Origin of the sequence: Shewanella salipaludis (assembly GCF_012911865.1) — a bacterium.
GTDB classification, from domain to species: domain Bacteria; phylum Pseudomonadota; class Gammaproteobacteria; order Enterobacterales; family Shewanellaceae; genus Shewanella; species Shewanella salipaludis.
Genome location: NZ_JAAXYH010000005.1, coordinates 65,593 through 86,979, shown reverse-complemented (window position 1 = coordinate 86,979; position 21,387 = coordinate 65,593). Strand labels below are relative to the sequence as shown.

Annotated in this window: 20 protein-coding genes; all 20 read right to left on the bottom strand. The window is 54.8% G+C overall.

Going from position 1 to position 21,387, the window contains the following annotated elements; translation table 11 throughout:
- Positions 1–7: 7 nt before the first annotated feature.
- On the bottom strand, positions 8–1,027 hold the full coding sequence (gene astA, locus HC757_RS09125; RefSeq protein WP_169564037.1) for an arginine N-succinyltransferase: 1,020 nt from the start codon (positions 1,025–1,027) through the stop codon (positions 8–10).
- A gap of 122 nt (positions 1,028–1,149) precedes the next feature.
- Positions 1,150–2,367, bottom strand: coding sequence for an aspartate aminotransferase family protein (locus tag HC757_RS09120; protein ID WP_169564036.1), 1,218 nt, complete (start codon positions 2,365–2,367; stop codon positions 1,150–1,152).
- Between the two features lie 306 nt (positions 2,368–2,673).
- A complete protein-coding gene (locus HC757_RS09115; RefSeq protein ID WP_169564035.1) occupies positions 2,674–3,594 on the bottom strand; it encodes an alpha/beta hydrolase in 921 nt (306 codons plus the stop codon).
- Positions 3,595–3,673: 79 nt separating this feature from the next.
- Positions 3,674–4,816, bottom strand: coding sequence for an HDOD domain-containing protein (locus tag HC757_RS09110; RefSeq protein WP_169564034.1), 1,143 nt, complete (start codon positions 4,814–4,816; stop codon positions 3,674–3,676).
- A 117-nt stretch (positions 4,817–4,933) separates the two neighbouring features.
- Entirely contained in the window at positions 4,934–5,218 is a 285-nt protein-coding gene (locus HC757_RS09105; protein WP_169564033.1) for a hypothetical protein, read from the bottom strand.
- Positions 5,157–5,582 (bottom strand): carboxymuconolactone decarboxylase family protein, encoded by a 426-nt coding sequence (locus HC757_RS09100; protein WP_169564032.1) that lies wholly within the window; start codon positions 5,580–5,582, stop codon positions 5,157–5,159. Before HC757_RS09100 ends, HC757_RS09105 begins: the two co-directional genes overlap by 62 nt.
- A 265-nt stretch (positions 5,583–5,847) precedes the next feature.
- Positions 5,848–8,331 (bottom strand): S9 family peptidase, encoded by a 2,484-nt coding sequence (locus HC757_RS09095; protein ID WP_169564031.1) that lies wholly within the window; start codon positions 8,329–8,331, stop codon positions 5,848–5,850.
- Between the two features lie 209 nt (positions 8,332–8,540).
- Entirely contained in the window at positions 8,541–9,113 is a 573-nt protein-coding gene (locus HC757_RS09090) for an anthranilate synthase component II (protein ID WP_169564030.1), read from the bottom strand.
- Positions 9,114–9,291: 178 nt separating this feature from the next.
- Positions 9,292–9,732, bottom strand: a complete 441-nt coding sequence (locus HC757_RS09085) for a ClpXP protease specificity-enhancing factor (RefSeq protein WP_169564029.1) — start codon at positions 9,730–9,732, stop codon at positions 9,292–9,294.
- Entirely contained in the window at positions 9,732–10,361 is a 630-nt protein-coding gene (gene sspA, locus HC757_RS09080; RefSeq protein WP_169564028.1) for a stringent starvation protein SspA, read from the bottom strand. Before sspA ends, HC757_RS09085 begins: the two co-directional genes overlap by 1 nt.
- 95 nt (positions 10,362–10,456) lie before the next feature.
- Positions 10,457–11,152 (bottom strand): cytochrome c1, encoded by a 696-nt coding sequence (locus tag HC757_RS09075; protein ID WP_169564027.1) that lies wholly within the window; start codon positions 11,150–11,152, stop codon positions 10,457–10,459.
- Entirely contained in the window at positions 11,152–12,366 is a 1,215-nt protein-coding gene (locus HC757_RS09070; RefSeq protein ID WP_169564162.1) for a cytochrome b, read from the bottom strand. The genes HC757_RS09075 and HC757_RS09070 overlap by 1 nt, the downstream gene beginning before the upstream one ends.
- Complete coding sequence (gene petA, locus HC757_RS09065) at positions 12,366–12,956, bottom strand: ubiquinol-cytochrome c reductase iron-sulfur subunit (RefSeq protein ID WP_169564026.1); 591 nt, start codon at positions 12,954–12,956, stop codon at positions 12,366–12,368. The genes HC757_RS09070 and petA overlap by 1 nt, the downstream gene beginning before the upstream one ends.
- 492 nt (positions 12,957–13,448) lie before the next feature.
- Positions 13,449–14,345, bottom strand: a complete 897-nt coding sequence (gene hflC / locus HC757_RS09060; protein ID WP_169564161.1) for a protease modulator HflC — start codon at positions 14,343–14,345, stop codon at positions 13,449–13,451.
- 2 nt (positions 14,346–14,347) lie between these two features.
- A complete protein-coding gene (gene hflK / locus HC757_RS09055; RefSeq protein WP_169564025.1) occupies positions 14,348–15,490 on the bottom strand; it encodes an FtsH protease activity modulator HflK in 1,143 nt (380 codons plus the stop codon).
- 35 nt (positions 15,491–15,525) lie between these two features.
- A complete protein-coding gene (gene hflX / locus HC757_RS09050; RefSeq protein WP_169564024.1) occupies positions 15,526–16,827 on the bottom strand; it encodes a ribosome rescue GTPase HflX in 1,302 nt (433 codons plus the stop codon).
- Positions 16,828–16,850: 23 nt separating this feature from the next.
- Complete coding sequence (gene hfq / locus HC757_RS09045; protein WP_169564023.1) at positions 16,851–17,126, bottom strand: RNA chaperone Hfq; 276 nt, start codon at positions 17,124–17,126, stop codon at positions 16,851–16,853.
- Positions 17,127–17,213: 87 nt separating this feature from the next.
- Positions 17,214–18,140, bottom strand: coding sequence for a tRNA (adenosine(37)-N6)-dimethylallyltransferase MiaA (gene miaA / locus HC757_RS09040; RefSeq protein WP_169564022.1), 927 nt, complete (start codon positions 18,138–18,140; stop codon positions 17,214–17,216).
- Entirely contained in the window at positions 18,133–20,043 is a 1,911-nt protein-coding gene (gene mutL / locus HC757_RS09035; protein WP_169564021.1) for a DNA mismatch repair endonuclease MutL, read from the bottom strand. The genes miaA and mutL overlap by 8 nt, the downstream gene beginning before the upstream one ends.
- Before the next feature lie 14 nt (positions 20,044–20,057).
- Positions 20,058–21,386, bottom strand: coding sequence for an N-acetylmuramoyl-L-alanine amidase (locus HC757_RS09030; protein WP_169564020.1), 1,329 nt, complete (start codon positions 21,384–21,386; stop codon positions 20,058–20,060).
- Between the last annotated feature and the right edge of the window lies 1 nt (position 21,387).

The window sequence follows — 21,387 nt, the reverse complement described above, 5'->3', positions numbered from 1 at the left end:
ATTCCTACTACATTGCCAATACGCGGATTTGTTCACCTTCGGCCACCAGCAAGGCGGCAGCCAATTCAGGACTCAGGACCACCTCATCCGTGTCGGCTGCCACCAAGAGGTTGGCCGAGGTGGCGCGGTAATCCGCCAATATGGTGTTGGATATGATGTAACTCGTGTTTGTGGCCGGCATGACGCCCAGGCGCACAGTCAACAAGCGGCTCTCCCTGACCGAACGTATGTCGTTCAAACGACACTCTACCGTCGGACCGCCGTCGAAGATATCGACATAACCACGGCATCTGAATCCCTCGGCCTGCAACAGGTTCAGCGCCGGGCGCGTGTTGGCATGCACCTCGCCTATCACCTTCTGCGCCGCTTCGGGCAACAGACAGACATAGACAGGGTTTCGCGGCATCATCTCGGCCATGAAGGCCTTCTTGCCCAGACCCGAAAGGTAATCGGCCTGGATGAAATCTATGCCGAGGAAATGTTGCTGCAACCAGGCGTAGAAAGGCGAATTGCCTTCCTCGTCACTCACACCACGCATCTCGGCGATGACAGTCTCCCCGAAACGGGCCGCATGCTGGGCCAGAAACAGGAAACGGCTACGGGATAACATGCGGCCGTTGTTGTCTTTGCGATAGGAGTCCCGCAGGAACAAGGTGCATAACTCGGCGGCGCCCGTGTAGTCATGACACAGGGTCAGGGTCTCCACTTCGTTGCGCACATCTATCTGCTCCGAGTGATAAACCTCTGTCCCGAGACGGTAATGGTAAAACGCGTCTTCCATGCCGACGGCCGCTTCGATACCACAGGTGCCTACCACCTCGCCTGTGTCTGTATCTTCGAGCACCATGAGATAACCTTCATCGAAGGGCTCATCGACCGATTTTGAAAAAGAGGCTTCCGCCCTGGCAATCTTGCTATGCAGCAGATCGGCATTCACGGGTAACGAAGTGAAACCGTGACCCGACTCTTCGGCTATCTGGTAGAGTGCTTCGAAATCATTGCCGCGGATCGGGCGTATGATCAACATCTTAATGTCTCCTCACTGGAACTTGGCAATATCATCGCCTCAGGATTAAAACTAGCGGCGGTGGATAAAAGCGCAAGCATTCCCCATGACCCAGGGTGTGGCGAGCCACACCCTGGGTCATCTTAGGCGGCTACAACTTTAGCGACGGCGCGCTCGAAACGCGCTAAACCTTCGGCGATATCCGCTTCAGGGATCACCAGCGAAGGCGTGAAACGTACCACGTTGGCACCGGCCATCAGGATCATCAGGCCTTCGGCAACGGAGGCGACCAGGAAGTCGCGCGAGCGTCCCTGATATTGCTCGTTCAGCACGGCGCCGAGCAGCAGGCCCTTGCCTCTGATTTCGGAGAAGACATGGTACTTGGCATTGATCTTGTTCAAGCCATCGCGGAACAGCTGTTCGCGATGCTTAACGCCCTCGAGCACTTCGGCGGTGTTAACCACATCCATCACCGCATTGCCAACGGCACAGGCCAAAGGGTTACCGCCATAGGTCGAACCATGGGTGCCTATCTTCAGGTGTTCGGCGATCTTGGCCGTAGTCAACATGGCCGCAATCGGGAAACCGCCACCCAGGGCCTTGGCCGTGGTCAGGATATCCGGTACCACGTCTGTGCTCATGTAGGCATACAAGTCACCGGTACGACCCACACCTGTCTGCACTTCATCGAAGATCACCAGCGCATTATGTTTGTCGGCCAGGGTGCGCACCGCCTTGAGGAAGGCAGGATCGGCATCTATGATGCCGCCCTCGCCTTGCAGCGGCTCGAGCATGATGGCGCAGGTCTTGTCGGAGATCACGGCTTCCAGTGCGGCGATATCGTTGAATGGCACATGGGTGATGCTCTGTGGCTTGGGACCGAAACCGTCAGAATAGGCGGCCTGACCACCGACGCTCACTGTGAAGAAGGTTCTGCCGTGGAAGGCCTTGTCGAAGGCAATGATTTGATCTTTGTCGGCACCGAACTGTTCCAGGGCATAACGACGGGCCAATTTCAGCGCCGCTTCGTTCGCTTCGGCGCCCGAGTTGGCGAAATAAACCCGCTCGGCGAAGGTGGCATTGACCAGCTTGGTCGCCAGCGCCAGGGCAGGCTCGTTGGTCATCACGTTGGAAAGGTGCCATAACTTCTCACCTTGCTCCTTCAATGCGCCCACCAGTGCTGGATGGCAATGGCCTAGACAGTTGACCGCGATACCACCGGCAAAATCGATAAACTCATTGCCTTGTTGATCCCAGACGCGGCTGCCTTCGCCACGGACGGGGATAACGGCTGCCGGCGCATAGTTAGGCACCATAACTTCATCAAATTGGGCACGTGTTAGATTCATGTCAACGCTCATTGCTTTCATCCTTTATTTTAGTCCACGACGCTTAAACGTCGCCGGGTACCGCGACAGATCTTCATCTCGAGTCAGAGGTACTGCGGGGCTGGTATTACTTAGTGGACATTATTAGCGAAATTGTGATGAAAATACCAGTTTTTCACAAACAGCCTCGGGTTCGGGCACAGGAATAGTGCATAAAGATTGCGGATTAGGAACTATACAAGCGTTTAGCCTGGGGGCTTAAGGCATAAATAGTCACAAAAAAAGTTATTTGCCGGCATTTTTGCTAGCTATTCATGAAATATGAATAATTACACAAGATTAACCTTGGAGCCTGTCGCGGATGAATTCACAGATTTTTAACCTGGCATCGACCGCCTCGGGCAAGGCGGCGACCAGGGGGAAGACGTGGGGCATGTTGGGGTAAAACAACGCCCGGATGTCACCGCCAGCGGCGCCGACTTTATCCAGCAAACGCTGTGAATCCTGCAGCAATAACTCTCGGGTGCCTGCGATGACCAAAATGGCGGGCAAACCACAGAGATCCCCCAGCAGCGGCGAGATTGCGGGCGCCATGGGATCGGCCCCCGCCAGATAGGCCCCCCTGAGACGCAGCAGAGACTCCAGGCTGAAGAAGGGATCCTTGGCACCCAGCATGCGCTCAATATCGCCGGTTAAGGCGAGATCCAAAGCCGGGGAAATCAGGACGCAGGCCCGTGGCATGGGCAAATGGCGGCGTTTCAATTCGAGCAACAGGCTCAGCGCCAAATTACCGCCTGCCGAGTCCCCCATCAGCACCAGGCGCGCGGCGCTCTCGAGACTCAAGACTTGGATATAAGCCTCGAGCACGTCGTCCAGGGCGGCGGGAAACGGATGCTCGGGCGCGAGACGATAATCTGGCACATAAATATCCGTATCGCAGCTAAGGCCCAACTCGGCCAACATGCGGGCATGGGCGTGAGGCGTCTTGAAACAGAAGCCTCCGCCACGAATGTAGAACAGGCTGCCTCTGGCTTCCCGGCTCTCCCCGGAGCGCATGCTGGGGTAATACAGCAGCTCGCTCTGGCTCAGGGCCTTGCGGCTCGTCTCCAGCCCGGCGGGCCAGGCCAGCCAGCGGCGGTCCAGGGCCAGAAGTCTGAGCCTCAGCCGCGGCAGTGACCCTCTTGCCTTGCCATAGCCGAGGCAGGGGCGGACCAGATAGGATAATAAGGCATTGAACACGGCCCCTTGCCAGCTGGGCATAATTTCCCCCAATAGCGACGGCGCAGATTCGGACCGGCCCTGGGCCCAAACGCGGCCTAGACTGAGCCAGGCCTCAAGTTCATAACAGCTCGACCCTGCGATAATTCTGCCCTTTCAAGCGCAACACTTCCTGCTCGCTCAACTGATAATAATCGAACATCAGGCGTTTCTCCTGCGGCGTTATCTGGCGCATTTCTTCGAGCATCAGCACCTTGGCATAGCAAGAGGCACGCGCTATCAGGGCCGCATCGGCAGACAAGCCGGCATAACTGGGTGACTCATCCAGTTCCTTGAGCATGAGCGTCAGCCGGCTGTCGCTGAAATTCAGCAAACTGGGCAATAGCCAGTTGAGTCTCTGCCCCTGGCTCTGCACTTGTTCCAGCAAGGCCTTGGCGGGGAATGGCGTCGCCATCACGGCATCATAGAGTTCCTTGTCCTTGCTCTTATGGGCTTCCCGCAACCACTCGCCCCAGTGTTTCTCATACAAGCCGGCACTGCAGCTGAGTACCACCGAGGTCCCCAGCTGATTCAACAGGGCACAGGTGTACATCAAGCCCTCGTCGCCATCATGCAACTTGGCCAACGCCTGGGCGGCGATACCCGTGGCCAGGCTGTAACGCCAGAGCTTGCGTATGGTCCACAGCAGGTGGGTGTTGCCACTGGGGAGCCAGTGGCGCAAACAGAAGTAAGGCACCAAAATCCTGAGATTTTCTATGCCGATATAATTGAGAACCAGCTTGAGATCTGTCACTTGGACATCGGCTCTCTGCTGGCGCTGGTGCCTGAAGGAGGGGCTGTTGAGCACATTGCTCAGATCCCGGATCAGCCAGTCCAATTCCGCGATCACCGGACGCAGGCGAATTAGATCGAGACTCTGGCTCTGGAGCATCTCCAGCAACAACATTTGTTGCGCACTGATCCCGCAGGCTGCGAGTACCGACTCGGGTACCGCCAGGTGATGCTCTATGGCATTGTTGACCCTGTTGCTCAATTGCGTACTGACGGCCTTGAACACGGCTCTGGCCTGGTTCTGCTTGGCCAGGCGCGCCTGTATGGCTTCACGCTCTATATCCAGCTTGTTGGCGTCGGCCTCCAGTTCCATGTCGATCTCATCCTGCATGGTGCCGGATTTCATCTTGGCCACGAGCAGCTGCTGGTACAGTCTCTGCTCTATTTCAATTATTTTTTCGGGTCTGACTCCACCCGTCACAGATATTGACACCCGTTAACCTTTCCCGTTCTCAATCTTATTCGGAGTAATTTACCATGTAACTCTATTGTATAGCAGAGCTTCTGGGATGTTGTCTGTTTGCCTGGCCCATGGCTGCAGCGATCAAGGTTAGCTCAGGACCAACATGATGCCTATGGCCTGGCACAGTTCGGTATCGCTGACCTGTCGTCCATAGCATTCCAGCAACGCCTTGGTGATGGGCAGGCGCATGTCCTGGCGGGTTTCCCCCCGCTCGGCAAAATAGCGGGCGGCGCGCATCATGGCACCATGCCAACGCCTGGTGGTCAGGTAACGGCCGCCCTTAACGGTGATTAACTTCCTGGCACTCAACTCAGTGATGATGGGCTTCAGTGCCGGCTTGCTCTGCAGCAACTTGTCTATGGCTTCTGACATAATTGATTATATCCTGGGTCTCGGCCGCGAACTTATCATAATCTACCTGCTGGGCATTGATGAAAGTGCTGCCCATCATGGTGACGCCACTCATCATGCTGGCCTCGGCGATTTCAGCTTCGGTAGCACCGAAGAGTCGCGCCGCTTCGGTATGAAACAAGCAGCAGTACTTGCAGCGGGTCGCGCCTGAGACGGCCAAACCTATCAACTCCTTATATTTATTTGGGATTTCAGTTTCAGCCAACCAAAAATCTCTCGCTGTTACCCAAAAACCCTCGGCAGCCCCTTCCGGCATCTGTTTCAGCCATTCGGGCACCAACCCCAGAGTTTTCTCGATTTCCGCATAGGTGTCTTTAATCGCCATAATACCTACCTCCTAATGATACCTTGGCATAAGAAAGTATAGCCCCTGCACCAGGCGATTTGGGCGCTAAAAGGGTGGGCACTCAGATCTTATCCACATATTAAAATGGCTTTTAATCCATGGCGTTATGAGGACACTGCATGCTTGCTGCCGCAGCTTTCCGGTTCATTAGCCCTGGGCATGCAGGCAGGATCTTTCGAAAAAAAAACCGCCGAAAGCAGGCTTTCGACGGTCGTTCAGGGGACTGCAGCGGATGGGCGTCGGACTATTTCAGTTCCCGCTCAAACAGCTTGTAGATGCGGCGATATTCATCCAGCCAGCTCGATGGTTGCCGGAAACCATGGGGCTCGACCGGATAGATGGCCGTTTCGAACATGGGTTTCTCCAGCTCGATCAGCCGCTGCACCACGCGCACACTGTCCTGGAAGAAGACATTGTCATCCAGGACACCGCTCATGATGAGCAAGGGTTTTTGCAACCCCTGGGCCACTTCTATGGGTGAACTGCGTTGATAGGCGATGGCATCCACATCCGGGGTGTTGAGTATGTTGGAGGTATAAGGCGCATTGTAATGGGCCCAATCACTCACGGGACGCAGCGCGGCACCGGCCTGGAATAGGTCAGGGGCGGTAAACAGCGACATGAAGGTCAGGAAGCCACCGTAGGAACCACCATAGGTGCCCACCTTCCCTGTGTCGACATGGGCATTGGCGCCCAACCAGCTGACACCGTCCCTGAGATCTTCCACTTCCGGGTGGCCCATGTTGCGATAGATGGCGGTCCGCCAGTCGCGGCCGTAGCCCTTGGAGCCGCGATAATCCATGTCCAGCACCACATAGCCCTGTTGGCTCAGCAGATTGTGGAACATGAACTCACGGAAATAACCCGAGAAACCATAGTCGGCATTCTGCAGATAGCCGGCACCATGGTTGAAGACCACCGCAGGGTATTTAGCCGCCCGCGTTGCATCATACCCTTGTGGCAGATAGACCCTGGCATAGATAGCGCCGGCGCCATGGCTCGAGGGCACAGTGACCACCTCGGGTGCCTGCCAGGAGTAGTTTTTAAAGGCATCGCTGGTGTAATGCGTCAACTGCCTGAGTTCACCCGCGATGGGTTGAACATAGAGCTCGGCGGGCTGAGTACGGCGTGAGGCCGTCAGCAGCAAGCTATGACCATCCGGACTCAGGCTGTAATCCAGGTTGCCATCCCAGTAGGTCAGCTGCTCGTCTTCGCCCGTCGCCAAGGCGACGCGGTAGACATTATAGATACCAGGGTGAGTCTTATTCGCCTTGTAGTAGATATACTCGGCCTTGGGGCCCAGCTGGATATCTGAGACCACAAACTTGCCTTGGGTCAATGCCTTGGCCTTGGCGGCGAGCGGCTTGAGATACAGCTGGGAATAACCCGTCTCTTCCGACAGGTAATAGAGGCTGTCTGTGCCTGGTAACCAGCCAAATTGGTTATGGTCATAGTTGATCCAGGCATCGTCATGCAACCTGTGCTCAGTGCGCAGCTTGCCCTTTTCCAGTTCGACCCTGGCCAGCCAGCGATCCTTATTGTCCACTGCCTCGAGCATGACGGCCAAGTGTTTACCGTCATCGCTCCACTGGATCGCGCTCTGGCTCCAGCCCCAGTCTTCGATCAACTGGATCTTGCGGGGGGACTTCTCACTCTTGTAGCCTGTCCCCATGGCCTTGGCATTCTCTGCCTTGACCTTGGCCAGCACGTCTTCATCGAACCCCTGCAGGCCTTCTATGGTGATATCCTGCTTCCGGTGTGAACTCAAATCCAGCAGCACCAAACGCTGCCCCGGCGGATTGTCCTCTGCAACCCGCGCCCGCACAGGCACGGCATCGACATAACCTTGCTTGCCCAGATAGTTAGGCATGATGTCATGCTCGCTGCGCCAATCATAGTCCTTGTCTGTCAGTGCCAGTAAGACATAACGCCCGTCCGGGGACACGCTCAGCTCGGAGACCTTTTCCTTGTCACCCAGATACCAGCTGTTGGCCGCCAGGGTAGGATCGGCCGCTTGCAGTTCGGCCTTGTATTGTTCGCCGCGCTTGGCATTCTCATGCTGCAGCGCCACATAACGGATCAACCTCTGTTGCTGCTTGCCAATATAGGTGTCGGGCTCGGTTTCGCCCTTGGGCTCATCCAGCATCTGGATGTTAGCCAGTTGCTCTATCAGCCCTGTGTCCTGGTGCAGGCGGAAAATATTCTCCCCCTGCCAATAGACGAGATCGCCATCGGTCAGGAAGCGTACCCCGGCGATGGCGGCGTTCTGACGTGTGACTTGCTTGATCTCGCCCGAGTGCAGATCTTTGACGAACAGGTTTCCCTGATACAGGTAGGCCTTGCGGCGCTTATCGGCATCGAATACCCCGTATTGCTGACTCGCCAGATGCAAGGCATCCAAACCCAACTGGGTCGCGGTCGTTTGGGTTATCCCCTGGCGGTAGTAATCGCGCAGCGGTGAGGCGCTGGCCTGACGCGCAAAATAGACACTCCGGCTATCGTCGCTCCAATAGGCGTCTTTGGCCAAAATCCCCATCCAGTCGGGATTCGCCATGATCTGCTCCAATGTCAGCTGGGCCGACACCTGGGGCGGCGTTGCCAGGAGTGGCGTGGCACTTTGTACGTGCTTGACGTGAGTCGTTGCTTGAGTCGAGGGAGTGGCGCTGCAGGCGGTCAGCACCAGGAGTGCTATGGCGCTGAGGCCGGTATTACGCATCAGGCTGGTCATCTATCTTCCTTTCTTGTTATCTCAATCCGCCATGGCGGCGTCAATCTCGTTGCAACCAGGTGATTGGGGCTATTTTGCGGCCTGTTATACCATATTTGCCAGGTAAACTGGGCGCCGGGAAGAGGAAATCTTGTAACAGGGATTGAGCCGGCCCGGGTGCCGGGTCTGCAATCTCTGCCGGGAGGCGGTTCTGGGCTTTGGAGCTTAACTCAAGGATAACGCAGAAAATTCGCCAACAACTCAATCCCCTGCTCGGTCAAGATAGACTCGGGATGAAACTGCACCCCGAACAAGGGCAGAGACTTGTGGCTCATGGCCATGATTTCCCGCCCATGCAGGGGATCGTCGAACCAGGCATCCAGACGAAAATCCTCGGGCAAGTGCTCGACCAGCAGTGAGTGATAACGGGTCACGGTCAGGGGGTTATTCAAGCCGTCAAACAGTCCCTGCCCCGTATGCCTGATATTGCTGGTCTTGCCATGCATCACCCGCTTGGCCCGGACGACAGCGGCGCCATAGACCTGGGCCAGCGCCTGATGGCCCAGGCAGACCCCGAGTATCGGCAATTTATCGGCAAAATGGCGGATGGCGTCCAGGGAGATCCCCGCTTCATTGGGACTGCAGGGACCGGGAGAGATCACCAGATGGGTGGGATTCAGGGCCTCGATATCCGCCAGGCTCAGCTCATCGTTGCGTTTAACCAAGATGTCCTGCCCCAAGTGCTGAAAGTATTGCACCAGGTTAAAGGTAAAAGAATCGTAGTTATCTATCATCAACAACATTTAGGGTATCCGTCTGACGCTGGTGCTCTTGCTGGGCACTGAGTTAAGCTACTGCCCGCCTGTGATTGGCGCTGATGCTAACATACTGGACCGGACTAATCATCCCGGCGCCGAGTCGGCCCGGCTCAGGACAAAAAAAAGCCTGTCATAGAGACAGGCGCTTTGGGTACAGACAGGGTTACTTGACGACGGTCAGGTGACTCGGGCGTTTCTTCTCCTGAGCCTTATCGGCTGCACTCTGCGGCGGCTTGTCGGCCACGACTGAGAGGGAGGTATCTGCCTCGTCTTCAATCAGATAGGCATCTTCCGGATCGAACACCATGCCAGCGCCATTTTCCCTGGCATAGATGGCCACTATGGCCGCCATGGGCAGTATCACCCGCTGAGGCACGCCGCCGAAACGGGCACTGAACTCGACAAACTCATTGTTCATCAGCAAATTGCCTACGGCACCCGCGGTGATGTTCAGCACTATCTGGCCGTCTTTCACATACTGCTGTGGCACTTCAGTTCCTTTGACGAAGGCATCCACAACCACATGCGGCGTCAACTGGTTATCCATCAACCAGTCATAATAGGCGCGCAGCAAATAAGGACGATTGGGCGTCAAAGCTTTCATCAGATACCCATGCGCATTTCGCGCTCGACTTCGGTCAGAGAGGCTTTAAAGGATTCGCGTTCGAAAATGCGTGTCATGTAAGCCTTGATATCTTTTCCGGTGCGACTGTCCAGCTCTATGCCCAATACAGGCAAACGCCACAACAAGGGGCCGAGATAACAATCTGCCAGACCAAATTCTTCGCTCATGAAATAAGGCACTTCGCCAAACACAGGGGCGATGGCGAGCAGACCTTCGGTCAGCTCTTTGCGGGCCGCCTCGGCACGATCACCCTTACGGATGCGCTCGACCAGTGAATAGAAGTCGGTATCTATGCGGTGCATCATAAGACGGCTTTGGCCACGAGACACAGGATAAACAGGCATCAGAGGTGGGTGAGGGAAACGCTCATCCAGATACTCCATGATGATGCGTGACTCGTACAACACAAGTTCGCGATCTACCAAGGTAGGCACTGAGTTATAAGGATTGACCTCAAGTAACTCTTCAGGCATTTCATTGGGGTCGACCTGTAAAACATCAACAGTTACCCCTTTTTCAGCCAGTACTATGCGTACTTGATGGCTATAGAGATCATCAGCACCCGAAAACAGGGTCATGATAGAGCGTTTATTGGCAGCAACAGCCATTGATACCCTCCAGAATCGAAATAAACAAAAATAAACGAGGGGCTAAGCCCCCCGTTTACACTATGCGGATAATACATTTTACCCGTTATTGCAAGCTAGTGCACATCTTTCCAGTATTCTTTCTTCAGGAGGTAGGCAACAATGAAGAACACGAACAGGAATCCGAGCACCCACCAGCCCAAGGCTTGACGCTCAAGCTTGACGGGTTCGGCAGAGTAAGCCAGGAAGCCTGTGATATCACGTACCGCCTGATCATACTCTTCTGCATTCAACTTGCCGCCGGTGGCGACGATAGTGCCGTCTTCCTGTTCGACAGGCAAGCCCTGCAGTTCCTGCAACACGTGTGGCATGCCCACGGAGGGGAACACCTTGTTGTTCACACCGAACGGACGGCTGGGATCCTGGTAGAAACCTTTAAGGTAAGAATATACCCAGTCTTCACCACGAGCCCTGGCAACCAGCGTCAGATCCGGTGGCGTAGTACCAAACCATTTGGCCGCATCTTTCTTCGGGATAGCGTTCTGCATCAGCTCACCGATTTTGGCATCGGTAAACATATAGTTGTTACGCATATCATCGAACGAAATGTCCAAATCGGTCGCTACACGCTCGTAACGCTGATATTGAGTGCTATGACAGCCAGAGCAGTAGTGTTGGAATAAATCCACACCACGCTGTAGAGAGGCCTTGTCATGCAAATCGATGCCGGCTTTTTCCAAGTGTACGTTTCCGCCAGATGCCATGGCTAAGGTAGGCAGTAATGTAACTAATGCAATCAGTAGTTTTTTCATTAGTGTGTCAACCTCGCTGGAACTGGCTTGGTTTTCTCATTTTTGCTGTAAACGAACAGTGCCACGAAGAAACCGAAATAAGTCAGAGTAAATACTTGCGCAACTGTAGTCAGGACAGGAGTGGCAGGAACTGCACCTAAGTAACCCAGAATGATGAATGATACCGCAAACTGCGCTATGTTCAGCTTGTGCAGCATGCTGCGGTAGCGAACCGACTTGACCTTACAACGATCCAGCCAAGGCAGAACAAACAGTACGGCAATCGACAGCCCCATCATCACAACACCGAGCAACTTGTCCGGAATCGCACGCAGGATGGCGTAGAAAGGTGTGAAGTACCAAACCGGCGCTATGTGCTCAGGCGTCTTCATTGGGTTGGCTGCTTCGAAGTTAGGACCTTCGAGGAAGTAACCACCGCCCTCAGGGACGAAGAACATCACATAACAGAAGACGATCAGGAAGCCGGCGACGCCCATGATATCTTTGACCGTATAGTAAGGATGGAATGGGATACCGTCTAATGGCCAGCCATTCTCGTCTTTGTTCTTCTTGATTTCTATGCCGTCCGGGTTGTTTGAACCCACTTCGTGCAATGCCACCAAGTGCAGGAACACCAGGACTATCAGCACCAAAGGCAAGGCGATGACGTGCAGGGCGAAGAAACGGTTCAGGGTAGCACCGGAGATCACATAGTCACCACGGATCCACAGGGTCAGATCATCACCTATGACGGGGATGGCACCGAACAGGGAGATAATCACCTGAGCGCCCCAGTAAGACATCTGGCCCCAAGGCAGCAGATAGCCCATGAAGGCTTCGGCCATCAACACCAGGAAGATCAGCATGCCGAACAGCCATAACAGCTCTCTTGGCTTCTGATAAGAACCGTAGATCAAACCACGGAACATGTGCAGGTACACGACCACGAAGAAGGCCGAGGCACCGGTGGAATGCATATATCGCAGCAACCAGCCGTATTCGACATCACGCATTATGTATTCGACGGAAGCGAACGCGCCTTCTGCCGTAGGGACATAGTTCATGGTCAGCCAGATGCCGGTCAGTAATTGGTTAACCAATACCAACATGGCCAGCGAGCCGAAGAAGTACCAGAAATTGAAGTTGGTCGGTGTCGCATACTGACCCACGTGACGGTTATAGGTCGCCGTCATTGGGATGCGAGCATCTATCCAATTAATCAGATTAGTAAACATCATGCGACTCCTGTGTCTACACCTATGATGACAGTGCCATCATTGATGTATTGATGCGGAGGGACAACCAGGTTCAAAGGTGCAGGCACCCCCTGGAAGACGCGACCCGCCATGTCAAACTTGGAGCCATGACATGGGCAGAAGAAGCCAGAAGAGATGCCTTCAACCTGCTCACCGAATGAATCGGGTAAGTAAGTTGGGGAACAACCCAGGTGAGTACAAATACCGACGGCGATGAAGTACTCGGGCTTGATCGAACGAAGTGCGTTTCTCGCGTACTCGGGCTGTTGCATTTCTGCAGAACCGGGATCGCGCAGCTTATCTTCGTGTGTTGGCAATTCATTCAGCACAGCTTCTGTACGACGGGCAATCCATACTGGTTTACCGCGCCATTCGACACGTATTAACTGGCCTGGCTCTATTTTACTGATATTTACTTCGACCGGTGCACCTGCAGCTTTCGCTTTGGCACTCGGATTCCATGACTTGATGAAAGGAACCGCAGCAGCGACGGCACCAGCACCACCTACTACGGCGGTTGCGGCTGTCAGGAATCTGCGACGTCCGGTATCGACTGGCGCATTGCTCATCCACTTATCTCCCAGAGGGTGTTGGAATTTTTGTTTTATCAAGACTTTAGATTGCTTAGCCTAGACCAAGAATAAAAGCCAAAGTTTGAGGCGGGGCTCATTATAGCTAAAAACTGCAAGCAGATCATAGCGAAAACACACAAGTTGCCTGTGGGGATTGCGGGTTTTCAGAAGCGGGGATTAAAAAAACAGCAAAAATGCCTGATGGCCCGCACTGTCCGCGTATGGCTTGCAGGCATAAAAAGGCCATAATTCATATGGGTTAGCCGAGGTTATGAGGCTGCAACGGCAAGCCGAATTGCCCCCAGGCGAAGCAATATTTATCTCGCGGAACTGTGATCGACAGCAAATATATATCAACGCCAACGGCTCCCGACACGCGCCGCTAATTGAGGCGAGCCGGGCACAGGCTCATCTGTGCCGACTGACTTCGACAGGCAAAAAATAAGCCCGGCGATGCCGGGCTTATGCTAGTGAGTCGGTGCGTCGGCGCTACTTGCCCTTGGGCGAAGTGGTCTTCATATATTTGAAAAACTCACTGTCCGGCTCGAGCACCATGATGTCCGAGTTGCCCGCGAAGCTGGCCTTATAGGCTTCCAAACTGCGGACGAAAGCAAAAAATTCGGCATCCTTGTTATAGGCATCGGCATAAATCTTCGCCGCCAGGGCATCACCTTCACCACGCACTGTCAATGCCTTACGTTCGGCTTCGGCAATCTTGACCGTCACGTTGGCATCTATGGTTGCACGAATGATTTCGGCCTGTTCTTTACCTTGTGCCCTGTGTTCCTTGGCGACGGCTTGACGCTCGGCGCGCATCCTTTGGTAAATACTGTTACTGACGTTAGCCGGCAGATTTATCTGCTTGACACGGACGTCGACAACTTCGATACCCAGATCTTGGGCACTCTCGGAAGCATTCTCCAAGGCGTTGTTTTGCAACTCATCACGCTCGCCGGACACGATTTCCTTGATGGTCCTGCGACCGAACTCGGTACGCAAATCGTTGTTGATCTTACGTTGCAACAGGGACTCGGCATTCGATTTAACCCCGCCGTTGGTCGACAGGTAATATTTTTCGAAATCCTTGATGCGCCACTTCACGTAGGAATCGACCATGAGATCTTTCTTCTCAGAGGTCACGAAGCGATCCGCGGCGCCATCCAAGGTCTGAATACGCGCGTCGAGCAGCTTGATCTTGTCGATAACCGGGATCTTGAAGTGCAATCCAGGGCCATAGACCCGGGTAATCCCCTGACCATCGACCTCGTCTTTAAGCACCTTGCCGAAGCGCGCCACTATGGCACGTTCGCCTTCGCTGACCACCATCATGGAGGACAGACTGATACCCAAGATTATCGCTATGACAATAACGCTAAATCTTCCCATCATTACTCCCTCCCTTGGCGAGCACGCTCATCACGGGTCGGACGCCCGGACAGAGGCACAGAAGTGCGGGTGCCGGACACAGAAGATGAATTGATATGCTGTTCAGTCTGAGTCATGGGCTCGGGCTGGGCAGACTTGTTATTCATCAGCTTATCCAAGGGTAAATACATCAAATTCCCGTTATTCTTAGCGTCTATGACGACCTTGTTGGTGTCGGTCAGCACTTGCTGCATGGCATCTAGATACAAGCGTTTACGTGTCACTTCCGGCGCCATCTGATACTCGGGCAGCAGCTTCTCGAAACGGGCGACCTTACCCTGAGCCTCCAAGACTTCACGTTGCTTGTAGGCACTGGCTTGTTGTGCCATGCGTTGCACTTCACCGCGGGCCTTAGGCTCGATTTCGCGGGCATAGGCTTCGGCTTCACGGATGAACCTCTGCTCATCTTCCTGCGCCGAGATGGCATCATCGAAGGCATCTTTGACTTCTTCCGGCGGACGCGCCGGCAGGAAGTTAACGTCGACGATAGTGAGCCCTAACTTATAGGGTTCCAGTATGCGTTCGATTTCCTTCCAGGTGTCGCGACGTATGGCGTCACGCCCCGTGGTCAAAATGTCATCCATCTTGTTATGCCCAACGACATAGCGCAGCGCGCTGTCGGTGGCCTCACGCAGGCTCGAGTTGGCATCGACGGCACTGAACAGGAACAGATAGGGATCTATGACCCGGTACTGCACATCCAGTTCGACTTTCACCACGTTCTCGTCCGAGGTCAGCATGCTGCCCGAAGCGGGAATGGAGCGTACCGATTGCACATCCACAGGGTAGACCTGATCGATGAAAGTCGCCTTCCACTGCAGACCGGGAGTGACTTCGCCAACGTGTTTACCGAAACGCAAGGCGACGCCGCGTTCGGCCTCCTTGACGGTATAGAAACCCGAAAGCCCCCACACTACCAGGATAATGCCGAGCACCACAGTGAGGCTCAAGGCGCTGAATCCCTGACCCGCAGGACCATTGCCTTTGCCGCCGAAGCGTTTTGAAAGATTACGAAATACTTCGTCCAGATCCGGTGGTCCTTTGTCGTTACCACCTTTATTTCCCCAAGGGTCATTACCCTTGTTACCGGGCTCATTCCAAGCCATTTAGCACTCCATAAGTGGATGAAATAATTAGATTATTAGCAAGCTACACTATCTTCATTCAAGATAAAAGTGTCTAACTCACCCTGACTCTGTTTCGCTAATCTGCGCCAGTCGGCATCCGATAAACGAACAGATAAAATACAGTTTCCCAGATCGTCATACTCTTTGTGCTGTATCGCCTCCAGTCGGTAAAACTGGCCAAGATAATGTCCGGCCGTCGCTGGAATCTTCAATGTCAGCTCTTTTATCACCGCCCCGATAAGCTCGCCTATGGCTTGCAAGAGCAAATCAAAACCCAGTGATTTCTGCGCCGAAATCCACACTCGTTCAGGCTTGCCCTCAGCATCATAATCAATTCTGGGGGGGACTTCATCGAGCAGGTCTATCTTGTTGCATACGACCAATTGGGGTATCTCATCGGCCTCTATGTCTTTGAGCACATTCTGTACCTGCTCAAAGTTATCCGCCATGTTGTCATCGGCACAATCGACAACATGCAGCAGGATCTCGGCCTGACGCGTCTCCTGCAGGGTCGCCTTAAAGGCGGCCACCAGATCATGGGGAAGATGGCGGATAAAGCCTACCGTGTCCACCAAGATCACCGCACCGTCGGCCAGGTCAAGCTTCCTCAAGGTGGGATCCAGAGTCGCGAACAACTGATCCGCGGCATAAACCTCTGAGGAAGTTAAGGCATTGAACAACGTCGACTTGCCGGCGTTGGTATAACCCACGAGCGAAACAGTCGCCATATCACTGCGCTTGCGCGCCCGACGGCTCTGCTCCCGCTGTTTATCGACCCTTTCCAGGCGGCGGTTGATATTCTTAATCCGCCCGCGGAGTAAACGCCTGTCGGTTTCGAGCTGGGTTTCACCCGGCCCCCGCAGACCTATACCGCCTTTTTGCCTCTCCAGGTGAGTCCAGCCCCGGATCAAGCGAGTCGACATGTGGCGCAATTGCGCTAGCTCCACCTGTAACTTGCCTTCGTGGGTTCTGGCCCTTTGAGCAAAAATATCCAGAATGAGTGTAGTACGATCCAATACCCTGCATTGACACACCTGCTCAAGGTTACGCTCCTGAGCCGGACTCAATGCATGGTTGAATATCACCACGTTGGCGTCCGTTGCCGCCACCAGAGTGGCCAATTCTTCCGCTTTCCCCGAACCGACAAAATATTTGCGGTCCGGTGAACGCCGACTGCCTGTGATGACACCGACCGAACGGGCACCGGCAGACTCGACTAAAAGTTGCAACTCTACCAAATCTTCGCGTTTTTCATCATCGGTAAAGTCGATATGGACAAGAACCGCTGTTTCTCCCGCCTCATAACGATCAAACAAGAAGCTAACTCCTTAAGGCTAAATTACTCAGCCGTTGAGGTTTCATCGCCAGTGGCACCATAACCGCCTTGGGTATTCTGATGCGCATTGACGTTAAATGGACGCGCCGGCACTACCGTTGAAATCGCGTGTTTGTAAACCATTTGGCTTACCGTATTTTTCAACAAGATCACAAATTGATCGAAAGACTCCACCTGTCCCTGGAGTTTGATGCCGTTAACCAGATAAATAGAAACCGGTACACGCTCGCGACGCAATGCGTTCAAAAATGGGTCTTGTAAAGATTGCCCCTTAGCCATTTGTTTTTTCCTTTTTAATTTATAAAAAATCTACTATCGTGCAGCTTTCTTGTTTAGTTTTAGTATTATACAGCAAGGACCAATAAGCTAGCGGCTTTGTTGCATTAGTCTAACTAAATTCCCTTGCGCACCGCTTTCCAGCCATTCCAAGGCCGGCCAACCACGTAACCATGTTAATTGACGCTTGGCCAATTGCCTAGTAGAAGCTACGGCTTTTTCGACCATAGTATTATAGTCGTACTCACCATCCAGATACTGCCAACACTGACGATAACCGACGCAGCGCATGGATGGCAGATCCAAATGCAGGTCGCCCCTTGCCCTCAGGCGTTCCACTTCTTCGACAAAGCCCTGGGACAACATGATCTCGAAACGTTTTGCTATCAGCTCATGCAGCACCTTACGCTCGCTCGGTGCTATCGCAAACTGCACCACCTCATAGGGTAAGGCCGCCGACTTGGTCTGGGTCAATTCCGTCAGTGTCTTGCCGGAGATGCGGTAGACTTCCAACGCCCGCGCCAGACGCTGGGGATCGTTGGGATGAATACGTGTCGCCGAAACCGGGTCTATATTGCGCAAAATGTCATGCAACGCCTGCCAGCCCAAGCTGTCGGCTTCAGCCTGGATCTCGGCCCGTATCTGTTCGTTGGCGCTTGGCAGTGGCGACAAGCCTTCGAGCAAGGCCTTGAAGTACATCATGGTGCCACCGACCAGCAGGGGCGTCTTACCCGCCTGCACTATTTGTTCGATTTCGCTGAGCGCATCTCGCCTGAAATCCGCCGCCGAGTAACTTTCACTGGGATCGCGAATATCGATCAACCTGTGTGGCCCCAAGGCGAGTTCGGCCTGAGTAGGTTTAGCCGTCCCCACATCCATACCGCGATAGATCAAGGCCGAATCGACAGACACTAGCTCACAGTTATGCTGCTGAGCCATCTCGATTGCCAATGCTGTTTTGCCGGAGGCCGTGGGCCCCATCAAAAACAAGACTCTCGGCTGGGTTTCTTTATTCACTTGCCTGCTCTTCTAACCATGACTGCCAGGGCAGCGCCTTGGCGCTACTCAAAATATCTGCTTGTTGCTGCTCGTCGAGCATCAGGTAGGCCGACCAAATCTGCGGCGCAGAAATAAAACCCGATAAGCTCTGTTTTGCCAACCAAGCCACCAGGGCCTCTGGGGTCGGCGACTCATACTTAACCCATTGCAGCCATTCGGGGATGAGAGTCGCGAGCTGACTGTCTCTCAGATATGGGGGCACTTTCTTGATAATCAACTGTTGATAGCGAATTGTTAGCTCCAGCCCCATCTGCCTGATCAGGGTCTCGCGGCTAGCGAGTATCTCGGCCCAATCGGGATCGACGGCGACGGATACCGGCATCAACAGCGGCTGACCTATCAGGCCGGTCGCCAGCTTAGCCGCGATCTCCGCCTTGCGGGTCGAGAGCGCCAGCTCTTTTACCGCCAGCAGACTCAGCGCCTCTCCCTGGGTCAATACCCAATAGCGGCCACCGAGCAAGGGTGGCATGCCCGCCGGCTTGAGCGTTTGAGCGGCCGAAGTTGCTTCCTGGCTGCTCGCCGAAGGCGTGGTCAACAGGGCCCCATAACTGGCGATGGCGCTCTGGCTGGGCAACGTCTGCTGGCCATGACCTGAGGTGGCGGGCCGCCCGCCAGAGTAACCGCCGCTGCCAGGCAGTTCCATGCTGCCATAACGGCTCTGACTGACGCGCCTCGCCGCGGAAGAATGCGGGTTGGCATGCACCTGAGTCACCGCAGAGCCGGCACCGGCATGGGGTGTGGCCGCAGCCGCTGGCGCTGCATCCGCTACGGCAGCACTCTCGGCCCCCTGGACCTGGGCTAGATACTCGCCGACAGGCTCTCCAACCGCCTCGGCCATTGCCGGCACAGCGCCGGACAGGGCCAGCTCCCCGGCTTGCTCCAAGGCCGACTGCAATGCCTGCAAAATATAGTCGTGGATATAACGCCCCTGATGGAAGCGCACCTCGTGCTTGGCCGGATGCACGTTCACATCGACCTGATGGGGATCCAGGTTCAGCATCAACACATAGGCGGGTTGTTCTGCCTGGGCCTGACCGGCAAACGCCTGGCGCACCGCATGGTTCACCAGGCGATCACGCACCAGCCGGCCATTGACGTAAAAATAATGGGTCTCGGTTGCCCTGGTCTGCAGCGGTGATTGCAGATAACCGCTGAGCCTGAGGCCATCGTGCTCACACTCGATCCGCAGCGCCTGCTCGGCAAAATGGCGGTCACTGACCTGGGCCAAACGCTGCAGATATTGGGCCTGGGTGAGCGCCGGGCGATAATTGCGCACCAGTTTACCATTGTGACTCAGGGTGAAATGTATCTCCCCCCGCACTAAGGCGATGCGCTTGAGCCACTCATCTATATGGGTAAATTCGGTTTTATCGCTCTTGAGAAAACGGCGCCGCGCCGGGGTATTGAAGAAGAGATCTATCACCTCGATCGTCGAGCCTATGGGGTGCGCCGCAGGTATCACCCTGACCGCCATCTGCGAACCCTCGGCATACGCCTGCCAGGCTTCACTCTGTCCGGCGGTATTGGATGTCAGGGTCAATCTCGACACTGAGCTGATACTGGCCAGCGCCTCGCCGCGAAAGCCGAAACTGAGGATCGCCTCGAGATCGTCCAGGCTATGCAACTTGGACGTCGCATGCCGCGACAAGGCCAGTGACAGCTCATCCTTGGGAATGCCAACGCCGTTATCCCGTATCCTGATAAGCTTGCTGCCGCCCTTGTCTATCTCGATATCGACACGGGTAGCGCCGGCGTCCAGGCTGTTTTCCACCAGTTCCTTGACCACGGATGCAGGCCGTTCCACCACTTCACCCGCGGCTATCTGGTTGGCCAATTGCGGCGGCAGTATTTGAATACCCATAAATGCGTCCTGTGTTAAGCCCTTGGGATCACTAACTTCTGGCCGATACGCACTACGTCGGTCTTGAGATTATTGGCTTGTTTGATGCTGGCGACCGACACTTGATATCTCTTGGCTATGGCCGAGAGTGACTCACCCCGACTCACCTTATGCCGGATGTCGCTCTTGCTGGCGAACAGGCTGTCGACCGGCGGGTTATTCTCGAAATAACGCAACACCCCCTTATGTATCGCCTTGGCCAGATTTTCCTGATGCGCATAGCTTGAGAGTAACTTCTCTTCCTTGGGATTGGAGATGAAGCCTGTCTCCACCAGAATCGAGGGAATATCCGGTGATTTGAGCACGGCAAAACTCGCCGACTCGGGGCGCCGCTTATGCAGCTGGGTCACAGAGCCTAAATTCTTGAGCACATCACCGGCGATGGAATGACTGATGGCCATGGATCTGTCCATCGACATATCCAGCAGGGTCATCGCCAGGTACTGCTCGTTATCCGTATTCTGGATGATCTCTCCGGCGCCGCCGAGCAGTTCCGAATGCTTCTCTTTCTGCTCCAGCCAGCGGCCTATTTCACTGTTGGCCCGACGCATGGACAGGACCCACACGGACGCCCCCCTGGGCTGTGGTGAGGTGAATGCGTCGGCATGGATAGACACCAGCAGATCCGCCTTGCTGTTGCGCGCCAATTCGGAACGTTTATTGAGATTGACGAAATAATCGCCGCTGCGGGTCATCACGGCACGCATGCCCGGGGTTGTGTTGATTTTCTGCGCCACCCTATCGGCGATCTCCATCACCACCTTCTTCTCATACATACCCGAAGGGCCTATGGAACCTGGATCGTCGCCGCCATGGCCCGCATCTATGGCCACTATGACATCCCTGAGGCTGGACCCACTTTGACTCAGGCTCCTGTCCTGGCTCTTGGCCGGCGGCAGCTTGTCTTCGAGATCGACCACCAAACGGTTGCCATAGGGCGGAGTCGCCGGCAGCGAAAATAAATTGGCGGCAACCGGCTTGGCCAGATCTATGACCAACCTCAAGGTCCCCTTTTCCGGTGACTGACTGGCACGCACCCGTTTGACTAACTTGCTGTTGTTGGCTATGTCCGCCAGTTTGAGTGACGTCGAGGTTTGCTTGAGATCGACCACCAGGCGATAGGGGCCCGTCAGGGTAAATTGACTGTAGTCAGGCGCCGAGCTGAGGTCAAAAACGACCCGAGTCGACTCGGGAGCCGCCCAAATGCGGACACCGTCGAGTTTATTCGCCGCGGCCGCCCAACAAGAAGTGAGCAGGCATAGGCAGCATAGAATCCGGGTGAATAACTTATTAGTCTTTATCATG